The 17,982-nt window shown below is 67.1% G+C and carries 18 protein-coding genes, 1 tRNA gene and 2 pseudogenes; 13 read left to right on the top strand and 8 right to left on the bottom strand.

Annotated features, from left to right (window positions below):
- Positions 1-122 precede the first annotated feature (122 nt).
- The 5 genes and pseudogenes from ACP7AG_RS01405 to ACP7AG_RS01385 form a co-directional block, all read left to right on the top strand.
- Positions 123-254: pseudogene (locus ACP7AG_RS01405) on the top strand (LemA family protein); the annotation flags it as partial.
- 124 nt (positions 255-378) lie between these two features.
- On the top strand, positions 379-1,155 hold the full coding sequence (locus tag ACP7AG_RS01400; RefSeq protein ID WP_426029512.1) for a TPM domain-containing protein: 777 nt from the start codon (positions 379-381) through the stop codon (positions 1,153-1,155).
- Complete coding sequence (locus ACP7AG_RS01395; RefSeq protein WP_426029511.1) at positions 1,155-1,850, top strand: TPM domain-containing protein; 696 nt, start codon at positions 1,155-1,157, stop codon at positions 1,848-1,850. The genes ACP7AG_RS01400 and ACP7AG_RS01395 overlap by 1 nt, the downstream gene beginning before the upstream one ends.
- A gap of 101 nt (positions 1,851-1,951) precedes the next feature.
- A complete protein-coding gene (locus tag ACP7AG_RS01390) occupies positions 1,952-3,139 on the top strand; it encodes an acetyl-CoA C-acyltransferase (protein WP_426010817.1) in 1,188 nt (395 codons plus the stop codon).
- A 255-nt stretch (positions 3,140-3,394) separates the two neighbouring features.
- Complete coding sequence (locus tag ACP7AG_RS01385) at positions 3,395-3,529, top strand: hypothetical protein (RefSeq protein ID WP_426010816.1); 135 nt, start codon at positions 3,395-3,397, stop codon at positions 3,527-3,529.
- Between the two features lie 12 nt (positions 3,530-3,541).
- Here ACP7AG_RS01385 and ACP7AG_RS01380 read toward each other — a convergent pair whose 3' ends face one another.
- Positions 3,542-4,006 carry a COG3650 family protein gene (locus tag ACP7AG_RS01380; RefSeq protein ID WP_426010815.1) on the bottom strand — a complete coding sequence of 155 codons (465 nt, stop codon included), beginning with the start codon at positions 4,004-4,006 and terminating at the stop codon, positions 3,542-3,544.
- A 16-nt stretch (positions 4,007-4,022) separates the two neighbouring features.
- Here ACP7AG_RS01380 and ACP7AG_RS01375 point away from each other — a divergent pair, with 16 nt between their 5' ends.
- The 3 genes from ACP7AG_RS01375 (at position 4,023) to ACP7AG_RS01365 (ending at position 6,732) form a co-directional block, all read left to right on the top strand.
- Positions 4,023-5,165, top strand: a complete 1,143-nt coding sequence (locus tag ACP7AG_RS01375) for a DNA cytosine methyltransferase (RefSeq protein ID WP_426010814.1) — start codon at positions 4,023-4,025, stop codon at positions 5,163-5,165.
- Positions 5,166-5,245: 80 nt separating this feature from the next.
- Positions 5,246-6,232 carry a cysteine synthase A gene (gene cysK / locus ACP7AG_RS01370; RefSeq protein WP_426010813.1) on the top strand — a complete coding sequence of 329 codons (987 nt, stop codon included), beginning with the start codon at positions 5,246-5,248 and terminating at the stop codon, positions 6,230-6,232.
- 50 nt (positions 6,233-6,282) lie between these two features.
- Positions 6,283-6,732: a very short patch repair endonuclease gene (locus ACP7AG_RS01365; protein ID WP_426010811.1), complete on the top strand. Its 450-nt coding sequence runs from the start codon at positions 6,283-6,285 to the stop codon at positions 6,730-6,732.
- Here the strand turns inward: ACP7AG_RS01365 and ACP7AG_RS01360 are convergent.
- The 3 genes and pseudogenes from ACP7AG_RS01360 to ACP7AG_RS01350 all read right to left on the bottom strand — a co-directional run bounded on the left by ACP7AG_RS01360 (position 6,729) and on the right by ACP7AG_RS01350 (position 9,278).
- Positions 6,729-8,384: an ATP-binding protein gene (locus ACP7AG_RS01360; RefSeq protein WP_426011294.1), complete on the bottom strand. Its 1,656-nt coding sequence runs from the start codon at positions 8,382-8,384 to the stop codon at positions 6,729-6,731. The genes ACP7AG_RS01365 and ACP7AG_RS01360 overlap by 4 nt on opposite strands.
- Positions 8,385-8,744: 360 nt before the next feature.
- Positions 8,745-9,007: pseudogene (locus ACP7AG_RS01355) on the bottom strand (DUF167 domain-containing protein).
- Positions 8,976-9,278 (bottom strand): YggT family protein, encoded by a 303-nt coding sequence (locus tag ACP7AG_RS01350; RefSeq protein WP_426029510.1) that lies wholly within the window; start codon positions 9,276-9,278, stop codon positions 8,976-8,978. The pseudogene ACP7AG_RS01355 and the gene ACP7AG_RS01350 overlap by 32 nt, the downstream one beginning before the upstream one ends.
- Before the next feature lie 115 nt (positions 9,279-9,393).
- Here ACP7AG_RS01350 and ACP7AG_RS01345 point away from each other — a divergent pair.
- The 5 genes from ACP7AG_RS01345 to ACP7AG_RS01325 all read left to right on the top strand — a co-directional run bounded on the left by ACP7AG_RS01345 (position 9,394) and on the right by ACP7AG_RS01325 (position 13,809).
- A tRNA-Ala gene (locus ACP7AG_RS01345) sits at positions 9,394-9,469 on the top strand.
- Between the two features lie 341 nt (positions 9,470-9,810).
- The gene (locus tag ACP7AG_RS01340) at positions 9,811-10,305 is read left to right on the top strand and encodes a hypothetical protein (RefSeq protein ID WP_426029509.1); all 495 of its coding nucleotides are present in this window, start codon (positions 9,811-9,813) and stop codon (positions 10,303-10,305) included.
- 381 nt (positions 10,306-10,686) lie between these two features.
- Positions 10,687-12,900, top strand: coding sequence for a penicillin acylase family protein (locus tag ACP7AG_RS01335; protein ID WP_426029508.1), 2,214 nt, complete (start codon positions 10,687-10,689; stop codon positions 12,898-12,900).
- A gap of 61 nt (positions 12,901-12,961) precedes the next feature.
- Entirely contained in the window at positions 12,962-13,411 is a 450-nt protein-coding gene (locus ACP7AG_RS01330) for a hypothetical protein (protein ID WP_426029507.1), read from the top strand.
- Between the two features lie 11 nt (positions 13,412-13,422).
- Positions 13,423-13,809 (top strand): hypothetical protein, encoded by a 387-nt coding sequence (locus tag ACP7AG_RS01325; RefSeq protein ID WP_426029506.1) that lies wholly within the window; start codon positions 13,423-13,425, stop codon positions 13,807-13,809.
- Between the two features lie 70 nt (positions 13,810-13,879).
- Here the strand turns inward: ACP7AG_RS01325 and ACP7AG_RS01320 are convergent, their stop codons facing one another.
- From ACP7AG_RS01320 to ACP7AG_RS01305, 4 genes are all read right to left on the bottom strand, one after another.
- On the bottom strand, positions 13,880-15,109 hold the full coding sequence (locus ACP7AG_RS01320; protein ID WP_426010799.1) for an argininosuccinate synthase: 1,230 nt from the start codon (positions 15,107-15,109) through the stop codon (positions 13,880-13,882).
- A 106-nt stretch (positions 15,110-15,215) separates the two neighbouring features.
- Positions 15,216-15,578 (bottom strand): hypothetical protein, encoded by a 363-nt coding sequence (locus ACP7AG_RS01315; protein WP_426029505.1) that lies wholly within the window; start codon positions 15,576-15,578, stop codon positions 15,216-15,218.
- Positions 15,575-15,916 carry a hypothetical protein gene (locus ACP7AG_RS01310; RefSeq protein ID WP_426029504.1) on the bottom strand — a complete coding sequence of 114 codons (342 nt, stop codon included), beginning with the start codon at positions 15,914-15,916 and terminating at the stop codon, positions 15,575-15,577. Before ACP7AG_RS01310 ends, ACP7AG_RS01315 begins: the two co-directional genes overlap by 4 nt.
- The gene (locus ACP7AG_RS01305) at positions 15,917-17,893 is read right to left on the bottom strand and encodes a potassium transporter Kup (RefSeq protein ID WP_426029503.1); all 1,977 of its coding nucleotides are present in this window, start codon (positions 17,891-17,893) and stop codon (positions 15,917-15,919) included.
- Positions 17,894-17,982: the final 89 nt, after the last annotated feature.

Below are 17,982 nucleotides of genomic sequence, written 5' to 3'. Positions count from 1 at the left end.
GGCCGAAGCCGCTCCAGTCGTCGATCACGCTCAGGCCTTCGCTGTCGCGCGGCACAAACGCGAGTTGCTGCACGCCCTGTTCATCCACCACCGACGTGGGAATGCGTTGGGCGTAGATCAACCTCTATAGCGGCCAGAAGCCGGCCCAGCTGTTCCAGGCCACGGCCACGGCCCAGTCCGCGCCCAATGTCGACTTCAGCGCCCCGCCGGCCCCGACGGTGAACACCGGGCCCGCGCCGGCCCCGGCCCAGTAAATTGCTTTCTTATTTCCACTCATCCCGGCGAAGGCCGGGACCCAAGCCGAGTCTCCGATCGGAGCGCCGCGTCACAACTGCCCGCCCGGCTTGGGTCCCGGCCTTCGCCGGGATGAAGGGATTTATGGGCGCGCTTTTGGCGGCGCTCGCCCTGCTGGCCGGACCGGCGCTGGCCGCCCCTACCTTCCCGGCCCTGAGTGGCCGTGTCGTCGATGCCGCCAATGTCCTGTCGCCCCAGGTCGAGACCGAGCTGACCACCAAGCTGCAGGCCCTCGAACAGACAACCGGCCGCCAGTTGGTGGTGGTCACTCTGCCCAGCCTCCAGGGCTACGACATCGAGGACTATGGCTACCAGTTGGGCCGGGCCTGGGGCATCGGCGAGAAGGGCAAGAACAGCGGCGTCATCCTTCTGGTCGCCCCCACCGAGCGCAAGGTGCGCATCGACGTCGGCTACGGCCTGGAGCCAATCCTCACCGACGCCCTGTCCAGCGTCATCATCCAGAGCGCGGTCCTGCCGAAGTTCAAGGCCGGCGACCTGCAGGGCGGGATCGTCGACGGGACCGACGCCGTCATCCAGCAACTGGCCCTGCCCGAGGACGAAGCCAAGGCGAAAGCCCAGCAGGCCTTCGACGTGCCGGCCACCGAGCGGTCGAGCGGCGGCGGGTCGATCTGGCCGCTGATCATCGGCCTGTTCCTCGTCGTCTTCATCGTTAGCCGCCTGTTCCGAGGCCAGCGCGGTGGCCGGTCGTCCGGCCTGGGCGGCGCCCTGCCGTGGATCATTCTCAACGGCCTGCTGAGCGGCGGCGGAGGCCGAGGCGGCGGCGGCGGCGGCGGCGGCGGCGGCGGCTTCTCGGGCGGCGGCGGATCGTTCGGCGGCGGCGGATCGTCGGGGAGCTGGTGATGAAGACCCTTTCAGAAGCCGACCAGGCCCGCATCGCCCAGGCCGTGGCCGAGGCCGAGAAGACCACGGCCGGCGAAATCTTTTGTGTGCTGGCTCCCGAGGTCGGCGACGACCGCCAGCCGCCGCTGATCTGGGCGTTCGGCGCGGCGCTTCTTCTGCCGGCCCTGGCCCTGTTGGCCGGCTTCCGGCCCGAAATGCTGACCCGGCTGTTCGGCGGCTGGACCGTGGGACACGCCGCCGCCCATGACGCGGCGATCCTGTCGGCCCTGCTGACCTATGCCGCCCTGCAGGCGGCGACCTTCGGGGTCGCGGCCCTGATCCTGGCCATACCGCCCGTTCGCCGCGCCTTGAGCCCCGCCTCGGCCAAGGCGGCCCGCGTGCGCCAGGCGGCCATGGACTATTTCGTGGCCAAGGACCTGCACCTGACCCGCGACCGCACCGGCGTGCTGATCTTCGCCGCCCTGGCCGAGCATCGCGTGGAAGTGATCGCCGACGAGGGCATCTATGCGCTCGCGCCGAACGCCGTCTGGGACGCGGTGGTCGCCGACCTGACAGCCGGCCTCAAGCGCGGGGCGATCGCCGATGGCTTCGTGGCCGCCGTGGCGCGCACTGGCGCGATCCTGGCCGCTCACGTCCCGCCGCGTCCTGGCGACAGTAATGAGCTGCCAGACAGCTTGACGGTTCTGCCGCACTAAACGCCAAAGCACGCCTTCCCCAAGCGTCATCTTTCCCCCGCCCAAATCCGAGTCTAGGGTGGCCACAAATTCAAACTAACGTTTAAAGGGGAGTGCGCCCAATGCGCGAAGCGGTCATCGTCTCTTACGCTCGTACCGGTCTGGCCAAGTCGGCCCGCGGCGGCTTCAACAACACCCACGGCGCGGCCATGGCCGGCCACGCCATCCAGCACGCGGTGTCGCGCGCCGGCCTCGAAGGGGCCGAGGTCGAGGACGTGGCCCTGGGCTGCGGCGGTCCCGAGGGCGCCACCGGCATGAACGTCGCCCGCAACGCCGCCATCTGGGCCGGCCTGCCGGTCACCACCTCGGGCCAGACCATCAACCGCTTCTGCTCGTCGGGCCTGCAGGCCATCGCCACGGCCGCCAACTATGTCCGCAACGACGGCGCCAATGTCGCGATCGGCGGCGGCGTCGAGTCGATCTCGCTGGTGCAGGGCGGCGGTCACATGAACCGCTTTCACATCACCGAAGAAAAGCTGATGCGCGAGAAGCCGGCCCTGTGGATGGCGATGATCGACACCGCCGACATCGTCGCCAAGCGCTACAATATCAGCCGCGAATACCAGGACGAATACGCCCTGCGCAGCCAGCAGCGGATCGCCGCCGCCCAGGCCAGCGGCCTGTTCGACAACGAGATCGTGCCGATGGCCACCAAGATGAAGGTGGTCGACAAGGTCACCAAGGAAGAGAGCCTCGTCGACTACGTGGTCACCAAGGACGAGTGCAATCGTCCCGAAACCACCCTGGAAGGCCTGGCCAGCCTGAAGCCGGTGATGGGCGACGGCAATTTCGTCACCGCCGGCAACGCGTCGCAACTGTCGGACGGCGCCGCCGCCGTGGTGATCATGGACGCCAAGGAAGCCGCCCGTCGCGGCCTGGAGCCGCTGGGCCTGTTCAAGGGCTTCGCCGTCGCCGGCTGCGAGCCTGACGAGATGGGCATCGGCCCGGTGTTCGCCGTGCCCCGTCTGCTGGAGCGCCATGGCCTGAAGGTCGACGACATCGACCTGTGGGAGTTGAACGAGGCCTTCGCATCGCAGTGCCTCTACAGTCGCGACCGCCTGGGCATCGATCCCGAGAAGTACAACGTCAATGGCGGCTCCATCGCCATCGGCCACCCCTTCGGCATGACCGGCGCCCGCTGCGCCGGCCACCTGCTGCTGGAGGGCAAGCGTCGCGGCGCCAAGCTGGGCGTGGTGACCATGTGCATCGGCGGCGGCATGGGCGCGGCGGGGCTGTTCGAGATCTTCTAGCCAGGGCGGGAACAACGATCGGGAACAGGCCGACGGGCATGTTCCCGATCCGTGAAAACGACGCCGCCGGGTTCGCGCCCGGCGGCGTTTTGCGTTTGGCTGTTCAAACCAAGGCCTGTCTCGTCAAGAGGAGAAGGCCGCGCGAGCGCAATTTTCCGGGGCGCGGCGGCGACCCTTGAACGCCGGATAATCGCAACCATCTTTGTTGCCGATCGACCATCCAACGTGGCCGAGGCACCTTCAGGACTCGCCGCCATGGCCGCCATCAAGTCGCTGTTCGCCCTGCTCGCCGTCGCCGCCGTGTCGATCGGCTTGCTGCTGCCGGTCCCCGGCGTCCACAAGGACGTCAACATGCAGGGCCGGTACGAGCTGATGGACGTGGCGAACTAGGCTCGCCGGCGCCTAGGGCTGCTGGGCCGCCAGCGCCGCCGGCCGATCCGCGCAGCCTTTCAGCACCTCGCCATTCAGCGTCGCCTCGGCGCGATAGGCGTATTTTCGATCCGACATGCCGTCCGAACAGGCCTCGGGCGTCAGCTTGATGACCATGTGGCCCACGCCCCACGCGCCGACGTCGTCCTCGACCTTCACGCCGGTGTTGGCCGCGGTGACCTCCGACTGATCGGGGCGCGACAGGCTCAAGCCGTCGGCCCTGATCTTTCCGCCCCAGAACGGCTCGGTCCCCACCAGGTTGAAGTCGCCGGAGAAGTCCGGGCCGGGCGGGGCTGTGGCTGGCGCATCGGCCGGAGCCGAGGACGCGCCCTCGGACGCCCCCATCGGCGCCTCACCGCACGCCGCAAGCAACAGGATCGAGCAAACGGCGACGGTGGGACGAAGCATGGTGGCGCTATCCTCATTGGGCCAGCTCACGCTAGACTCCTCCGCGATGAATCGGAACGGCTCTCCTACCTTCTACGAATTCTTCGCCGGCGGCGGCATGGCGCGCCTGGGCCTGGGCGAGGCCTGGACCTGCGCCTTCGCCAACGACTTCGACCCCGTGAAGGCGAAGACTTATCGCGAGAATCACGCAGACGCCGGCTCTTCCAATGGCGAGGGGCACTTCCACGAAGGCGACGTCTGGAAGATTGCGCCGGCCGACCTGCCCGGACAAGCCGACCTCGCCTGGGCCTCCAGCCCCTGCCAGGACTTCAGCCTGGCCGGGGCCCGCGCCGGTCTGCAAGGCGGCCGCTCCTCGGCCTTCTTCGGGTTCTGGAGGCTGATGGAGGCGCTGAGCGCTGAAGGTCGCGGCCCCGACACCGTGGTGGTCGAAAACGTGGTGGGCCTGCTGACCTCGCATGGCGGCGCCGACTTCACCACCCTGTGCCGGGCGCTGTCCGAGCAAGGCTACCGCTTTGGTGCGCTGGAGATCGACGCGGCGCGGTTCACACCCCAGTCACGGCCCCGGGTGTTCGTGATCGCCACGCGGCTGCCGGTCGAGGGCCTGTCCGGCGAGAGCGCCTTCCACACCCGCGCCGTGCGCGAAGCCCATGCCCGCCTGCCCGCCGATTTGCAGGGCGCCTGGACCTGGTGGGGCCTGGCTGCGCCGCCGGCCCGCAATACCGACCTGGCCGCCGTGCTTGAGACCGACGACCACATGGCCTGGCGAACCGACGTGGCCACCCGGACCCTCCTCGACCTGATGGCCCCAGCCCATCGCGCAGCCGTCGAGGCTCGCAGGGCCTCGGGCGAACGCGCGGTCGGCGCGGTGTTCAAGCGCATGCGCGGCGGCGAGCAGCGGGCCGAGGTGCGGTTCGACGGCCTGGCCGGCTGCCTGCGCACCCCGCGCGGCGGCTCCTCGCGCCAGACCCTACTGGTGATCGACCGGGGACAGGTCCGTTCGCGTCTTATCAGCCCCCGTGAGGGCGCCCGGCTGATGGGTCTGCCCGACAGCTATCGTCTGCCCAGGAGCCAGACCGCCGGCCTGCATGTGATCGGCGACGGGGTGGCGGCCCCGGTGGTGCGTTGGCTGGCGGAACAGCTTCTGACCCCGCTCGTCCTCAGGAAATCTGCGCGCCTCGCCGCCGAATGACCCGCTGACACGCCAAATCCCACGGCCTAAGGTGGGTTAAACCCAGGGCCGGCCCCAAACCTCCGACAGCGAGACTTCCCATGGACGACGCCTCCTCGACCTACGACGCAGCGCGGTTCAAGCGCAGCGGCCGCGGCAAGATTTACGACTCGATCCTCGATACGGTGGGCGACACGCCGCTGGTGCGCCTGCCCAACCTGACCGCCGAGCTGAAGCCCCAGGGCACGGTCGTGGCCAAGCTGGAATTCTTCAACCCGCTGGCCTCGGTCAAGGACCGGATCGGCGTGGCCATGGTCGAATATCTGGAGGCCAAGGGCCTGCTGCAGCCGGGCGGCGTCATCGTCGAGCCGACCAGCGGCAATACCGGCATCGCCCTGGCCTTCGTGGCCGCCGCCAAGGGCTACAAGCTGACCCTGGTCATGCCCGAGAGCATGTCGATCGAGCGCCGCAAGATGCTGCTGCTGCTGGGCGCCAAGCTGGAGCTGACCCCGGCCGAGAAGGGCATGCGCGGCGCCGTAGCTCGCGCCCAGGAGATCATCGACGCTACCCCAGGCGCGGTGATGCCCCAGCAATTTGAAAACACCGCCAACCCGTTGATCCACCGCGTCTCGACGGCGGAAGAGATCTGGAACGACACCGCCGGCGCCGTGGACGCCGTGGTCTCGGGCGTCGGCACCGGCGGCACCATCAGCGGCATCGGCCAGGTGCTGAAGGCCCGCAAGCCGGGCCTGAAAATGGTGGCGGTCGAACCGGAAGCCTCGGCAGTGCTGTCGGGCGGCGCGCCCGGTCCGCACAAGATCCAAGGCATCGGCGCCGGCTTCGTGCCGGGCATCCTGGATCGCGGCGTGATCGACGAGATCATCCAGGTCAGCAACGACGACAGCTTCGCCATGGCCCGCAAGGCGGCCGCCACCGAGGGCCTGCCGGTCGGCATCAGCTCGGGCGCGGCCCTGACGGCGGCTTTCGACCTGGCGATGCGCGACGAGTACGCCGGCAAGCTGGTGGTGGCGATCATCCCGAGCTTCGCCGAGCGCTACCTCTCGACCGCGCTGTTCGAGGGACTCTGATCTGACCCCGGGGGCGACGGTCGTCTGTCGCCCCCGCGCGTTACAAGGCCATGACCGCCACGACCACCGACGTTTATGACGCCGCCAAGCGCTCGGCGGTGATGGCGCGGGTGAAGAGCACCGGCACCAAGCCCGAGCTGCTGATCCGCCGGATCCTCACCGACCTGGGCGCGCGGTACCGCCTGCACCGAAAGGACCTGCCGGGCTCGCCCGACGTGGTGATGCCAGGACGCCGGCTGGCGATCTTCGTGAATGGCTGTTTCTGGCACGGGCACGACTGCGCGCGCGGGTCGCGAGTTCCCAAGGCCAATCGCGACTACTGGGTCGCCAAGGTGGCGCGCAACGTGGCGCGCGACCAGCGGAACCTCACTGACCTGACGGCGGATGGCTGGCGGGTGGAGACGGTGTGGGAGTGTCAGATGAAGGATCGGGAGGCGTTGGAGGGCAGGTTAGCGGAGGTGCTCAAGAAATCCTCCTCCTGTGGGGGAGGATTTGATTAAGCCGCCGCCGCGCTTATCACCCCCGCCGACAGCACTTCACTGAGCGCCGTATAGAGCTGGCTGGGGTCGATCGGCTTGGCGACGTGGGCGTTCATGCCAGCGGCGTGGCAGGCTTCCCAGTCTTTCGGCGTGGCGGAGGCGGTGACGGCGATCACCGGGATGTCGCGGTTGGGACCTTCGCTCGCCCGCAGTTGCCGGGTGGCGTCGCGGCCGCCCATGCCGGGCATGTAGATGTCCATCAAGATGACGTCGAACATTTCGGACTGCAGCAGCTCCAGGGCCCGCTCGCCGGATTCGGCCAGGGTGGGCTGGATGTCGAAGGATTGCAAAACCAGCTCGATGGCCCGGCGGTTGACCACGTGGTCGTCGACCACCAGCACCCGGGCGCCAGCGATCGAAGCGCCGGCGACGCGGTCGTCCGCGCGCTCGGCCGCTTCGACGCGGATTTCCAGCCGGAACTTTGAACCCTTGCCGGGCTTGCTGGTCACCGTCAGGTCGCCGCCCATCAGGCGCGCCAGCTCGCGGCTGATCACTAGGCCAAGGCCCGAGCCGCCATGCTCGCGCACCACGGCCGAGGCCAGTTGGTCGAACGGCGTGAACAGCCGGTCCAGTTGCTCTTCGCTCAGGCCAGGCCCGGTGTCGGCGACCACGACCTCGAAGATCAGCGCCTCGCCGTCTTCGCGCGCGGCCAGGCGCACGGTGACCGCGCCGCGCGGCGTGAACTTGATGGCGTTGGACAGCAGGTTGTTGAGTACCTGGCGCAGGCGCATGGGATCGCCGGCCACCCAACGCGGCAGATGCGCCGCGCCCTCGACCCGCAGACGCAGGCCCTTCTTTTGGGCGTCGGGGCGCCAAAGGCGCAGGGTGTCGGCCATCGATTGGCGCAGGTCGAACGGGACCTTTTCGACACCCATCCGTCCCGCGTCGAGACGCGACAGGTCCAGCAGGTCATTGAGCAGGGTGCGCATCATGGCGCCGGCGTCGCCGATCAACTGGGCGTGGGTCTTGGAGGCCGCGTCGGGCACGTCGCTGTGCAGGCGCGCGGCGCCGGCCAGGATGGCGCTGATCGGGGTGCGCAGCTCATGGCTGATCATCGCCACGAAGGCCGACTTGGCCGCCACGGCTTCCTCGGCCTCGTGCCGCCGACGCTCGGCCTCGTCCTTGGCGGCGGCCTCGGCATTCATGGCCTTCTCCAGGGTGCGGCCCGCCACCGCGACCGAGATGATCAGCAGGATGACGCCGAACCACAGGGCGTTGGCCAGGGGGGCGCCGGGATTGGCGGCCCTGGCCACGAACGGCACGATCATCAGATAGATCAGGTGGGGCGCGGCGGCCGAGATCGTCGCCGACCTCAGGCTGCTGTTGACGACGATGACATTGAGCAGGGCCCCGGCCAGCAGCAGGCCGCCCAGGGTGGGGGCGAAGCGCTCGTGCGAGGCGAACAGCGGCAAAGCGAGAAAACCGAAGATCGCCGAGGTGACGACCGGCATGATCCCCACCGCGATCCGCCGCCAGCCCTGGAAGCCGACCCCGGGATGCTTGATCGCCGCCTGGATCAGAAAAAGCTCCACCAGTTGGGCGCTCGCATAGACGCCGGCCCAGACCCAGGTCCAGGCGGCGCCGATGAAGACGTGCAACATCAGGGCGATCATCACGGTGGCGAGCACGCGCAGATAAACGTTGCCCCGCCGCGCGATCGCCGCCCGCACCTCACCCGACTGATGTTCGTTGATGCTCACGCCGCCCCCGGGTGATCCCGCGACCCCCGTCGCGCGATGGACCTAGCTCATAGCATAGAACGCTTTGACTAAGAGGGGATGAAAGCCGGCGTCTCATCGGCGCGACTGTTGGCGCGTGGCGACCGAAACCAACCTGCTACGTTGCCCAACAGGGGCTTTTTGACCGCGAGCGCGACATAGGGTGAGATTCGCGACCGTTCCTTGTCCCGTGGTTCCAGACGGCGTGGCCGGGCGGACGCCGAACTTTCTCTGCAGCGACAACGGGTCGCAGCCTTAGATCTGCATCAGCTTAGGCCGCGCCCCGGCGCCGGAGACAAGGGTGAGGGCCGACCCGGGCAGGTCCAGGGTCTTGGCGAGGAAGACCAGTAGGCCAGCGCTAGCGGCGCCCTCGACGGGCGGGGCGGCGACCCGCACCTTCAGATAGGGTCGTCCGCCGGCCTCGACCACTCAGCTGTCGACGCCGCTCTATCGCCGCGCGGGGTTTGTCCGCCCGGCGATGTGTGGCTAGCCCAGGACGAGGAGCGGCGGGGCCAGATAGACGTTGAACAGGATGCGGATCACCGTCAGGGCCAACCAGGCGACGACCGGGCTGAAGTCGATGCCCCCGAGCGGCGGGACCACGCGCTGGATCGGACGCAGCACCGGGTCGGTGACTCGCTCCAACATGCTCAGCACCTGGAAGACAAAGTGGTTGCGGGTGTTGATGATGTCGAACTGCACTAGCCAGCCGACGATCGCCCTGGCGAAGATGAAGAAGATGGCCATGCCGATAACGGTATTGACCAACCAGACGATAGCCGAGCCCATGGGCGTTCCCTACGTGACGTTATAGAGACGCATGTAGCCCTTCGGCCGTATCGCGCCAAGGACGCAACACCGTGCTTGACGCATAAGCCGCCCCGCCGTATTCCCCCGCTTCCTTGGGGCCGTAGCTCAGATGGTAGAGCGCCTCGTTCGCAATGAGGAGGTCAGGGGTTCGATTCCCCTCGGCTCCACCAAGGACTGCTCTTAAGATACGAATTCTACTCAGCAACTCCATGCCAGGCGCTGCGCGATCTCACAGATTTCCCCTCATTTTTATCGCGCTAGAGTGACACCTCATGCGGCGGTTTGGAGCGGATAGGGGCCGGCGCCGTTCATCCATTGAGCTTGGCCGCGCAGCTTGGATTTAGTACCTTATAGACGAGCAGACACCTTTTCCTGATGCGCGGTCCCTCCAGGTTCGGGACGCTATCTCTGGCGCGCGCGCCACCATGGGCGGAACGGCCGTCACGAATTGTCGCGGGCGTCGATGCTTTGCAGCCATTGAAGCCAAGGCGCGAGGACAGGGGCCGGCACGGTGACCACCGATCTTCTCTGGACGTTCGTCGCCTTGGCGCTGGCCCCCTGCATCGGGAGCTTCGCCGGCTACGGCGCCCTGGCCGCGATCGCGGTCGCCTACGAGAAGCTGCGCGGCCGGCAGGCATGGGGGACCGCGATCCGCGCCTCCTGGGCGCGATCGGCGCGTGGGTCGGATGGGGCGGACTGCCCTCGGTCTTGGTCTGGGCCTGCGGCGCCGGACTGGGCTTGGCGGCGTCGACATGACGCATCGTGGACAGAGGAGGCCTCGAACGGCCGATCCGCACACCTGTGGATTTCCACAGGCGCGTTGCCACTTCCTTCGGATGGCAGTCGCCCTTGCTCGACGCTGCGGCGCGCCTGTTACGCAGCGACAACCGAAACAAAGAGGCTGCGCTGCTCCATTTCAAGCCTGTTCTCCAATGACGCTGTATTGGTAACGGATTCGACGGGTCCGGATCGCGCCGAGGATGCGCTCGATCTCGACGAAGGTTAGTTCGAACTCAGCGTGCCGTTGGCGACGCAAGTGTCCGCACAGGGGATCGTACTTGGCCATCCAGCCAGCATGACCGAACGCGCCATGCTCCCTAGGAGCGCCACTCGGCCGCAATGGTGGGCGAACGTGACTGACCCCGACACGACCCATGTTCAGCGCAAGGCCTGGCGCGAGGCGGGCTACGACGCCTTCCCTCGTCGGCGGGGATCGCGTGAGGTTTAGGCGATCGGGTCAGCGAGGCCCGGCGGTTCAGCATCCTCCCTCCTAGCTTCTCGCCCGCCGGTCGGCCGAACGCATCGCTGTCTGTTCGGTCTGGACAAGGCCCGCGCGGCGCCCGACCGTCCCTCGTCGGGGGCAGGGCCCAGGCTTGAGGGGTCTGTCGTGCATATTCATAAATTCCTGCTGATGACGACGGCCTGCCTGGCCCTGGCTGGCTCGGCCCTGGCGGCGCCCGGGACCGACCTGGCCCGCCAGCGCGCCATCGCCGCCCGGGTCGAGATCGTCCGCGACGACTGGGGGATCGCCCATGTCCACGGCAAGAGCGACAGCGATGCGGTGTTCGGCATGGTCTATGCCCAGGCCGAGGACGACTTCAACCGCGTCGAGACCAACTACCTGACCGCCTTAGGCCGCACGGCCGAGGCGCCCGTGGCGTTGGGGGGCGGCGAGAAGGCGGTCTGGCAGGACCTGCGGATGAAGCTGTTCGTCGATCCGGCCGACCTTCAGGCCCGCTACGCCGCCAGCCCGCCCTGGCTGAAGGCGCTGATGGCCGCTTGGGCCGACGGGCTCAACTTTTACGTGGCCACCCATCCGACCACCAAGCCCAAGGTCATCACCAATTTCGAGCCGTGGATGGCGCTGAGCTTTACCGAAGGCAGCATCGGCGGCGATGTCGAGCGGATCTCGCTGGGCGAGCTGGAGGCGTTCTATGGCAAGCCCGTCGCCTTGGCCGAGACGCGGGCCCGAGAGGTCGCAGACGCCATGGCCTTCAAGGAGCCGACCGGCTCCAATGGGATCGCCATCGCGCCGTCGATCACGCAGGACGGCCACGCCCTTCTGCTGATCAACCCGCACACCTCGTTCTTCTTCCGCTCCGAACTCCAGATGACCAGCGACGCGGGGCTGAACGCCTATGGCGCGGCGACCTGGGGGCAGTTCTTCATCTATCAGGGCTTCAACGCCCATGCCGGCTGGATGCACACCTCCAGCACCGTCGATGTGGTGGATGAGTTTGCCGAGACGATTCAGAAGAAGGACGGCAAGCTGGTCTACCGCTATGGGACCGAGGAACGCCCAGTGACGGCAGCGACCGTCGAGGTCCCCTACAGGACCGCCAATGGTTTGCTGGCCAAGAAGACCTTCACCACCTACCGCACCCATCACGGTCCGATCGTCCGCGCCCAGGACGGCAAGTGGATCGCCTTCGCCATGATGTACCGTCCGGTCGAGGCGCTGCAGCAGTCCTATCTGCGCACCAAGACCAGCGACTATGCCAGCTTTCTCAAGGTGGCCGAGCTCAAGGGCAATTCGTCGAACAACACCCTGTTCGCCGACGACAAGGGCGAGATCGCCTATCTGCACCCGCAGTTCATTCCTCAGCGCGACGACCGCTTCGATTACACCAAGCCGGTCGATGGCGCCGACCCGGCCACGGACTGGAACGGCCTGCACACGCTGTCCGAAGCGCCGCATATGAAGACCCCACCCAATGGCTGGCTGATGAACACCAATAACTGGCCCTATTCGATGGCCGGCCCCTACAGCCCCAAGCAAGCCGACTTCCCGCGCTACATGGACACCGTGGGCGAGACACCGCGGGGCGTCCACGCCACCCTGGTGCTGAGCGGCCGCAAGGACTTCACCCTGCCCGGCCTGATCGCCGCAGCCTATGACCCCTATCTGACCGCCTTCGCCGAACTGATCCCGACGCTGGCCAAGGCCTATGACGCCACGCCCGACGGCGATCCGACCAAGGCCCGCCTGGCCGCGCAGATGGCGGCGTTGAAGGGCTGGGATTACCGGTGGTCGGCCACCTCGACCGAGACCTCACTGGCGGTCTTCTGGGGCGAGGCCCTGTGGGCGAAGTCGGCGGCCGAGGCCAAAAAGCAGGGCATATCGGCCTACAAGGCCATGGCCGAGGCGACGCCCGCCCAGAAGCTGGCGGCCCTGGCGGAGGCCTCGGATCGCTTGACCGCCGACTTCGGCGACTGGCGCACGCCCTGGGGCCAGATCAACCGCTTCCAGCGCAACGATGGGGCCATCGTCCAGACCTTCGACGACGCCAAGCCCTCGATCCCTGTGCCCTTCGCCTCGGCCCAATGGGGCTCGCTGGCCTCGTTCGGGGCCAAGCGCTATCCGGGGACCAAAAGGTACTACGGGACCAGCGGCAACAGCTTCGTGGCGGCGGTGGAGTTCGGCCCCCGCGTCAAGGCCATGGCCGTTTCGGCGGGTGGCGAGAGCGGCGATCCGGCCTCGCCCCACTTCGCCGACCAGGTCCCGCGCTATGCCGGCGGCGACCTGCGGGAGGTCTATTTCTATCCCGACCAGCTGGCGGGTCACACTGAGCGCCGCTACCGGCCAGGCGAAACGCGTTGACAACTTCGACTTGAGTTTGCCGCCTTAACAGCTCATGATGGCAACTTCACAGGGGTTGCTCATGCTCGGCGCTGATGGATTCCGGATGGCCCTGGTCGGCTGCGCGGCGCTGGTCCTGGCCAGTTGCGCCGTGTTCGCCCCGCCTTATGACGCCACGCTCGACCAGAAGACCACCACCGCCTACGAGGGCGTGGCCAGGCTGGCGGCCGAGGCCGAGATGGGCCTCTACCAGGACAAGGCCACCTATACCGGCAAGATCGGAACCTATGCCGACATCCAAGCCGCCCTGGCTGTGGCGGCTATCCGCGCCGGCTCCGCGCCGGTCGGCGGCAAGCCGGCGGGGCAGGCGCGAGACCTGACGGTGAGTTTTCTGAAGGGCTGCAGCGGCCAGGTCTCGGGCCTGGCGACCCTTCACAAGACCTTCGGTATCGTCACCGGCACGGGGGCGACGACGGCGATGATGGTCAGCTGCGACCAGGCGGCCAAGGCCGTCGGCGCGATGAAGAACTAAGGCGGGCTCCGATGACCGACTTCGCGTCCCTCGACATCGACAGCGTCGATCAGCTGGTCTCCGTGCTCGAAGATGAGCTGGGCGGCGTCTCGACCCAGTGGTGGAACGCCAACAAGGCCGTGGTCGCCGGCTATCTGCGCAGCCTGGCCGAGGCGACGATGCAGACCCGGACCGCCCTGTTCAATCAGCAGATCCCGCCCGAAGCGGCCGACATGATCATCCACAACCAGGAACTGGCCTTCAACCAGACCCTGCAGTTCACGAAGTTCACGACCCTGGTGTTGGCGCAGCAGCTCCTGAACGCGGCGTTCAAGGTGATCGGCTGGGTGATCTTCAACAAGACGGGGATTAACCTGGCGCCCAACCTGGTGCAGCCGACGGATAGCGCCGGCGGCTGAGGCGCGCCCTCTCCCTCTCCCAGAGGGAGAGGGAGAGGGCGCAGACGTTCGATCTATGCCCGAACCCGGCCTAGCCTTCGCGCTGGTCGCGCTTGGCCAGCACCCGCAGGCGCAGGGCGTTGAGCTTGATGAAGCCGCCGGCGTCGCGGTGGTCGTAGGCGACCTTGCCCTCTTCGAAGGTGACCAGGTCCTGATCATAGAGACTGTAAGGGCTTGTCCGGCCGATGATCGAGACATTGCCCTTGTAGAGCTTGACCCGCACCTGGCCGGTGACCTTGGCCTGGCTGTAGTCGATGGCCGCCTGCAGCATCTCGCGTTCGGGGGCGAACCAGAAGCCGTTGTAGACGAGCGATGCGTACTTCGGCATCAGCTCGTCCTTCAGGTGCATCGAGCCGCGGTCGAGGGTGATGCTCTCGATGCCACGGTGAGCCGCCAGCAATATCGTGCCGCCTGGGGTCTCGTAGACGCCGCGCGACTTCATGCCGACGAAGCGGTTCTCGACCAGGTCCAGCCGACCCACGCCGTTGTCGCGGCCCAGTTCATTGAGCTTGGTCAGCAGGCTGGCTGGTGAAAGCGCCACGCCGTCGATGGCGACCGGGTCGCCCTTCTCGAAATTGATGGTGAAGACGTGCGGCTTATCGGGCGCGTCTTCTGGCGCAATGGTGCGCATGTGGACGAATTCGGGAGCCTCGACGGCCGGATCTTCCAGCACCTTGCCCTCGGACGAGGAGTGCAGAAGGTTGGCGTCGACGCTGAACGGCGCCTCGCCGCGCTTGTCCTTGGTGATCTGGATCTGGTGCTTCTCGGCGAAGTCCAGCAGGGCCTCGCGCGACTTGAAGTCCCACTCGCGCCACGGGGCGATCACGTGGATGTCGGGCTCGAGCGCGTAATAGCCGAGCTCGAAACGGACCTGGTCATTACCCTTGCCGGTGGCGCCATGGCTGACCGCGTCGGCGCCGACCTTGCGGGCGATCTCGATCTGCTTCTTGGCGATCAGCGGCCGGGCGATCGAGGTGCCCAGCAGATACTGGCCCTCATAGACCGTGTTGGCGCGGAACATCGGGAAGACGTAGTCGCGCACGAACTCCTCGCGCACGTCCTCGATGAAGATGTTCTCCGGCTTGACGCCTGCGGCCAGGGCCTTGGCCCGCGCCGGCTCGATTTCCTCGCCCTGGCCCAGGTCGGCGGTGAAGGTCACGACCTCCGCGCCATATTCGGTCTGCAGCCACTTGAGAATGATCGAGGTGTCGAGACCGCCCGAATAGGCAAGCACGACCTTCTTCACGGGCTTGGCGGCCATGGGCGGGAGTCCTTTTAGAAAAACACAAAAGTCGGAGAAACAAGGCTCGCGGGGGCGTTTAGCGCGGTTTCGCGACGATTGAAACGCTAGCGTTGGCGCCAGACGCTCAGAGCTTGATCTGGCCTTCCTCGGCCAGTTGGTTGAGCGCGCGGCGGACCTGGGTCAGGTGGACCACCGCGAAGATCGCCGCCAGGATCGCCCGCACGCACAGCAGGATGATCGCCACGTCCAGCCCCGCCGGCTTGCGGCTCTCGGCCATCAGCCACAGGTTGAGCAGGAAGGTCGCGGCCGGCAGGGCGATCAGCGCCGCCCCGCGCGAGGCCCGCCACACCGTGGCCCCCGCCGGCGACCACAGCACCGGAAGCTTGACGTCCTTGCCGATCTTGCCCCAGGCCATCCGCGAGGCCCCGGCCATGATCGACAGCGACAGGATCCAAAGCACGTCGCCGATGACCCCCAAGAGGTTCACGAGCGTGTCTCAGCACGACGGGCTCTTTGGCGCTTGACCGCCGCAAGCCATCCCGCTTGCATGAAGACTGTCCCAAACAGCCAAAAAATCACAAAGCCTGACGCGAGATCGAACGCCCCATCCTCACGGACGAAAGCAGGGATCAGGCCTCCACCCAGAACAGCCATCGAGAGCGGCCCCCAGATGTGAAGCCGGGAATTCTTTCGCGTGCACGATCCCCACTGGCGTGTCTGAATTTCCTCGAAGGGCTTGGTCAGACGCCACGCCTTGCCCGCCAGCATGGCGCACGCCGCAACGACCGCGACCCAAACGCCTAGCAGGATCGCGCCTGCGGTCATCTAGACCGTCACCTGGGCGCCCAGCTCGACCACCCGGCCCGGCGGGATCTTGAAGAAGTCGGTCGGATTGGCGGCGTTCTTCATCAGGAAGATGAAGATCCGGTCCTGCCAGAGCGGCATGCCGCTATTGGCCGACGGCACGATCGAGCGGCGGCCCAGGAAGAAGCTGGTGGCCATGATGTCGAACTTCAGCCCCTGCTGCTTGCGCAACAAGGCCAGGGCCTTGGGCACATTGGGGCTTTCCATGAAGCCGTAGAAGATCTCGACCTTCTTGAAATCGGCGTTGATCGCCTGGGTGCGGATGCGGTCGTCCTCGGCCACCCGGGGGGTCTCGGCGGTACGGACGGTCAGCACCACATTGCGCTCATGCAGCACCTTGTTGTGCTTGAGATTGTGCATCAGCGCGACCGGGGTCATGTCAGGATCTGAGGTCAGGAAGATCGCCGTGCCGGGGCAGCGGTGCGGGGCGCGGGCCCGCAGGATCTCCATCAGGTCGACCAGGGGGACGGAGTCCCGGCGGGTCTTGTCGGTGAGGATCTGGCTGCCGCGCACCCAGGTCGCCATGATCGTGAACAGCGCCGCGCCGATCAACACGGGCAGCCAGCCGCCGGTGAAGAACCGCAAGGCGTTGGCTGACAGGAAGGTCAGGTCCAGCAGCATGAAAGGGATCAGGAAGGCCAGGGCGGCGGGGGTCTTCCAGTTCCACAGCCGGCGCATGACGATATAGGCCATGCAGGTGGTGACCACCATGGTGCCGGTCACCGCCAGGCCATAGGCGTGAGCCAGGGCCGACGAGGTCTGGAAGGTGAACATGATCGCCAACACTCCCAGCAGCAGCATGGTGTTAAGCTGCGGCACGAAGATCTGGCCTGACTGTGTCTCCGACGTGCGCTTGATATCCTGGCGCGGCATCAAGCCCAGCTGGATCGCCTGCTGGGTCAGGGAAAAGGCTCCGGTGATCACCGCCTGGCTGGCGATGACGGTGGCCGCGCCGGCCAGCAACACCAGCGGCAGGCGCAGGAACTCGGGGGCCATCTCGAAGAACCAGTTCAGCTCCGGCATCGGCCGGCCTGCCGCTTCGGCGACGTCGAGGGTGTGGAGGGCGAAGGCGCCCTGGCCCAGATAGTTCACCGCCAGGCAGGGCAGGACGAAGAATAGCCAGGCGGCCTGGATCGGCCAACGCCCGAAGTGGCCCATGTCGGCCGACAGGGCCTCAGCCCCGGTGACGGTCAGGAACACCGCGCCCAGCACGATGAAGCCGGCCATGCCATGGTCGAACAGGAAGGCGACGGCGTAGTAGGGGTTGATCGCGGCCACGATGCCGGGATTGTCGGCCAGGTGATAGGCGCCCAGGACCAGCATCACCGCAAACCACACGGCGCAGACCGGGCCAAACAGCTTGCCGACCGTGGCCGTGCCCCGGCTCTGGATGAAGAACAGGCCCAGAAGCATCACGGTGGCGATGACCAGCACCACCTGGGTGGTGACGTGGGCCTCAAGCGCCGGAATGGTCCTCAGGCCCTCGACCGCCGAAAGCACGGAAATGGCCGGGGTGATCACCGCGTCGCCATAGAACAGCGCCGCGCCGGTGACGCCTAGCACGAAGACCAGCGTCGTGCGCCGCCCGATGGCCCGCTGCGCCAGGGCCATCAGCGACAACACCCCGCCTTCGCCCTTGTTGTCGGCGCGCATGATGAACAGCACGTATTTGACGGTCACGACGAGGATCAGCGCCCACAGGGCCAGCGACACCACGCCGAGAATCTCGGGTCGGGTGATGCCGTCCTTGGCGGCGGCGTGCAGCGCTTCTTTGAAGGCGTAAAGCGGGCTCGTGCCGATGTCGCCGAACACGACACCGACGGAGCCGACGGCCAAGGCCAGGAAACTATGACCTTTTACGGCATGGCCTGCTTGCGGAGGGACGTCACATGGGGCGGCGCTATTGGGAGCGGGTGCGCCAGAGGCTTCGGAAGCCATTCAATCCCTCCGGGGTCGCCCTCGCAAAACGCGGTGCGGAGCCCCATATCGGTCAAGCGGGGCGCGATACACCCAATCCTGGTCCGGTT

The organism is Caulobacter sp. DWP3-1-3b2 (genome assembly GCF_049896325.1).
Classification (GTDB): Bacteria; Pseudomonadota; Alphaproteobacteria; order Caulobacterales; family Caulobacteraceae; genus Caulobacter.
The sequence above is the reverse complement of the archived record's forward strand: the minus strand, read 5'-3'. Positions and strand labels throughout refer to the sequence as shown.

What these genes read in the sequence shown, in the direction of transcription:
- ACP7AG_RS01325 (WP_426029506.1), top strand. Translation starts at nt 13,423, where the DNA reads ATGACCGACTTCGCGTCCCTCGACATCGACAGCGTCGATCAGCTGGTC.
- cysK (WP_426010813.1), top strand. Translation starts at nt 5,246, where the DNA reads ATGGACGACGCCTCCTCGACCTACGACGCAGCGCGGTTCAAGCGCAGC.
- ACP7AG_RS01350 (WP_426029510.1), bottom strand. Translation starts at nt 9,278, where the DNA reads ATGGGCTCGGCTATCGTCTGGTTGGTCAATACCGTTATCGGCATGGCC.
- ACP7AG_RS01330 (WP_426029507.1), top strand. Translation starts at nt 12,962, where the DNA reads ATGCTCGGCGCTGATGGATTCCGGATGGCCCTGGTCGGCTGCGCGGCG.
- ACP7AG_RS01385 (WP_426010816.1), top strand. Translation starts at nt 3,395, where the DNA reads ATGGCCGCCATCAAGTCGCTGTTCGCCCTGCTCGCCGTCGCCGCCGTG.
- ACP7AG_RS01390 (WP_426010817.1), top strand. Translation starts at nt 1,952, where the DNA reads ATGCGCGAAGCGGTCATCGTCTCTTACGCTCGTACCGGTCTGGCCAAG.
- ACP7AG_RS01305 (WP_426029503.1), bottom strand. Translation starts at nt 17,893, where the DNA reads ATGGCTTCCGAAGCCTCTGGCGCACCCGCTCCCAATAGCGCCGCCCCA.
- ACP7AG_RS01320 (WP_426010799.1), bottom strand. Translation starts at nt 15,109, where the DNA reads ATGGCCGCCAAGCCCGTGAAGAAGGTCGTGCTTGCCTATTCGGGCGGT.
- ACP7AG_RS01360 (WP_426011294.1), bottom strand. Translation starts at nt 8,384, where the DNA reads ATGATCGCCCTGATGTTGCACGTCTTCATCGGCGCCGCCTGGACCTGG.
- ACP7AG_RS01365 (WP_426010811.1), top strand. Translation starts at nt 6,283, where the DNA reads ATGACCGCCACGACCACCGACGTTTATGACGCCGCCAAGCGCTCGGCG.
- ACP7AG_RS01400 (WP_426029512.1), top strand. Translation starts at nt 379, where the DNA reads ATGGGCGCGCTTTTGGCGGCGCTCGCCCTGCTGGCCGGACCGGCGCTG.
- ACP7AG_RS01310 (WP_426029504.1), bottom strand. Translation starts at nt 15,916, where the DNA reads ATGACCGCAGGCGCGATCCTGCTAGGCGTTTGGGTCGCGGTCGTTGCG.
- ACP7AG_RS01395 (WP_426029511.1), top strand. Translation starts at nt 1,155, where the DNA reads ATGAAGACCCTTTCAGAAGCCGACCAGGCCCGCATCGCCCAGGCCGTG.
- ACP7AG_RS01375 (WP_426010814.1), top strand. Translation starts at nt 4,023, where the DNA reads ATGAATCGGAACGGCTCTCCTACCTTCTACGAATTCTTCGCCGGCGGC.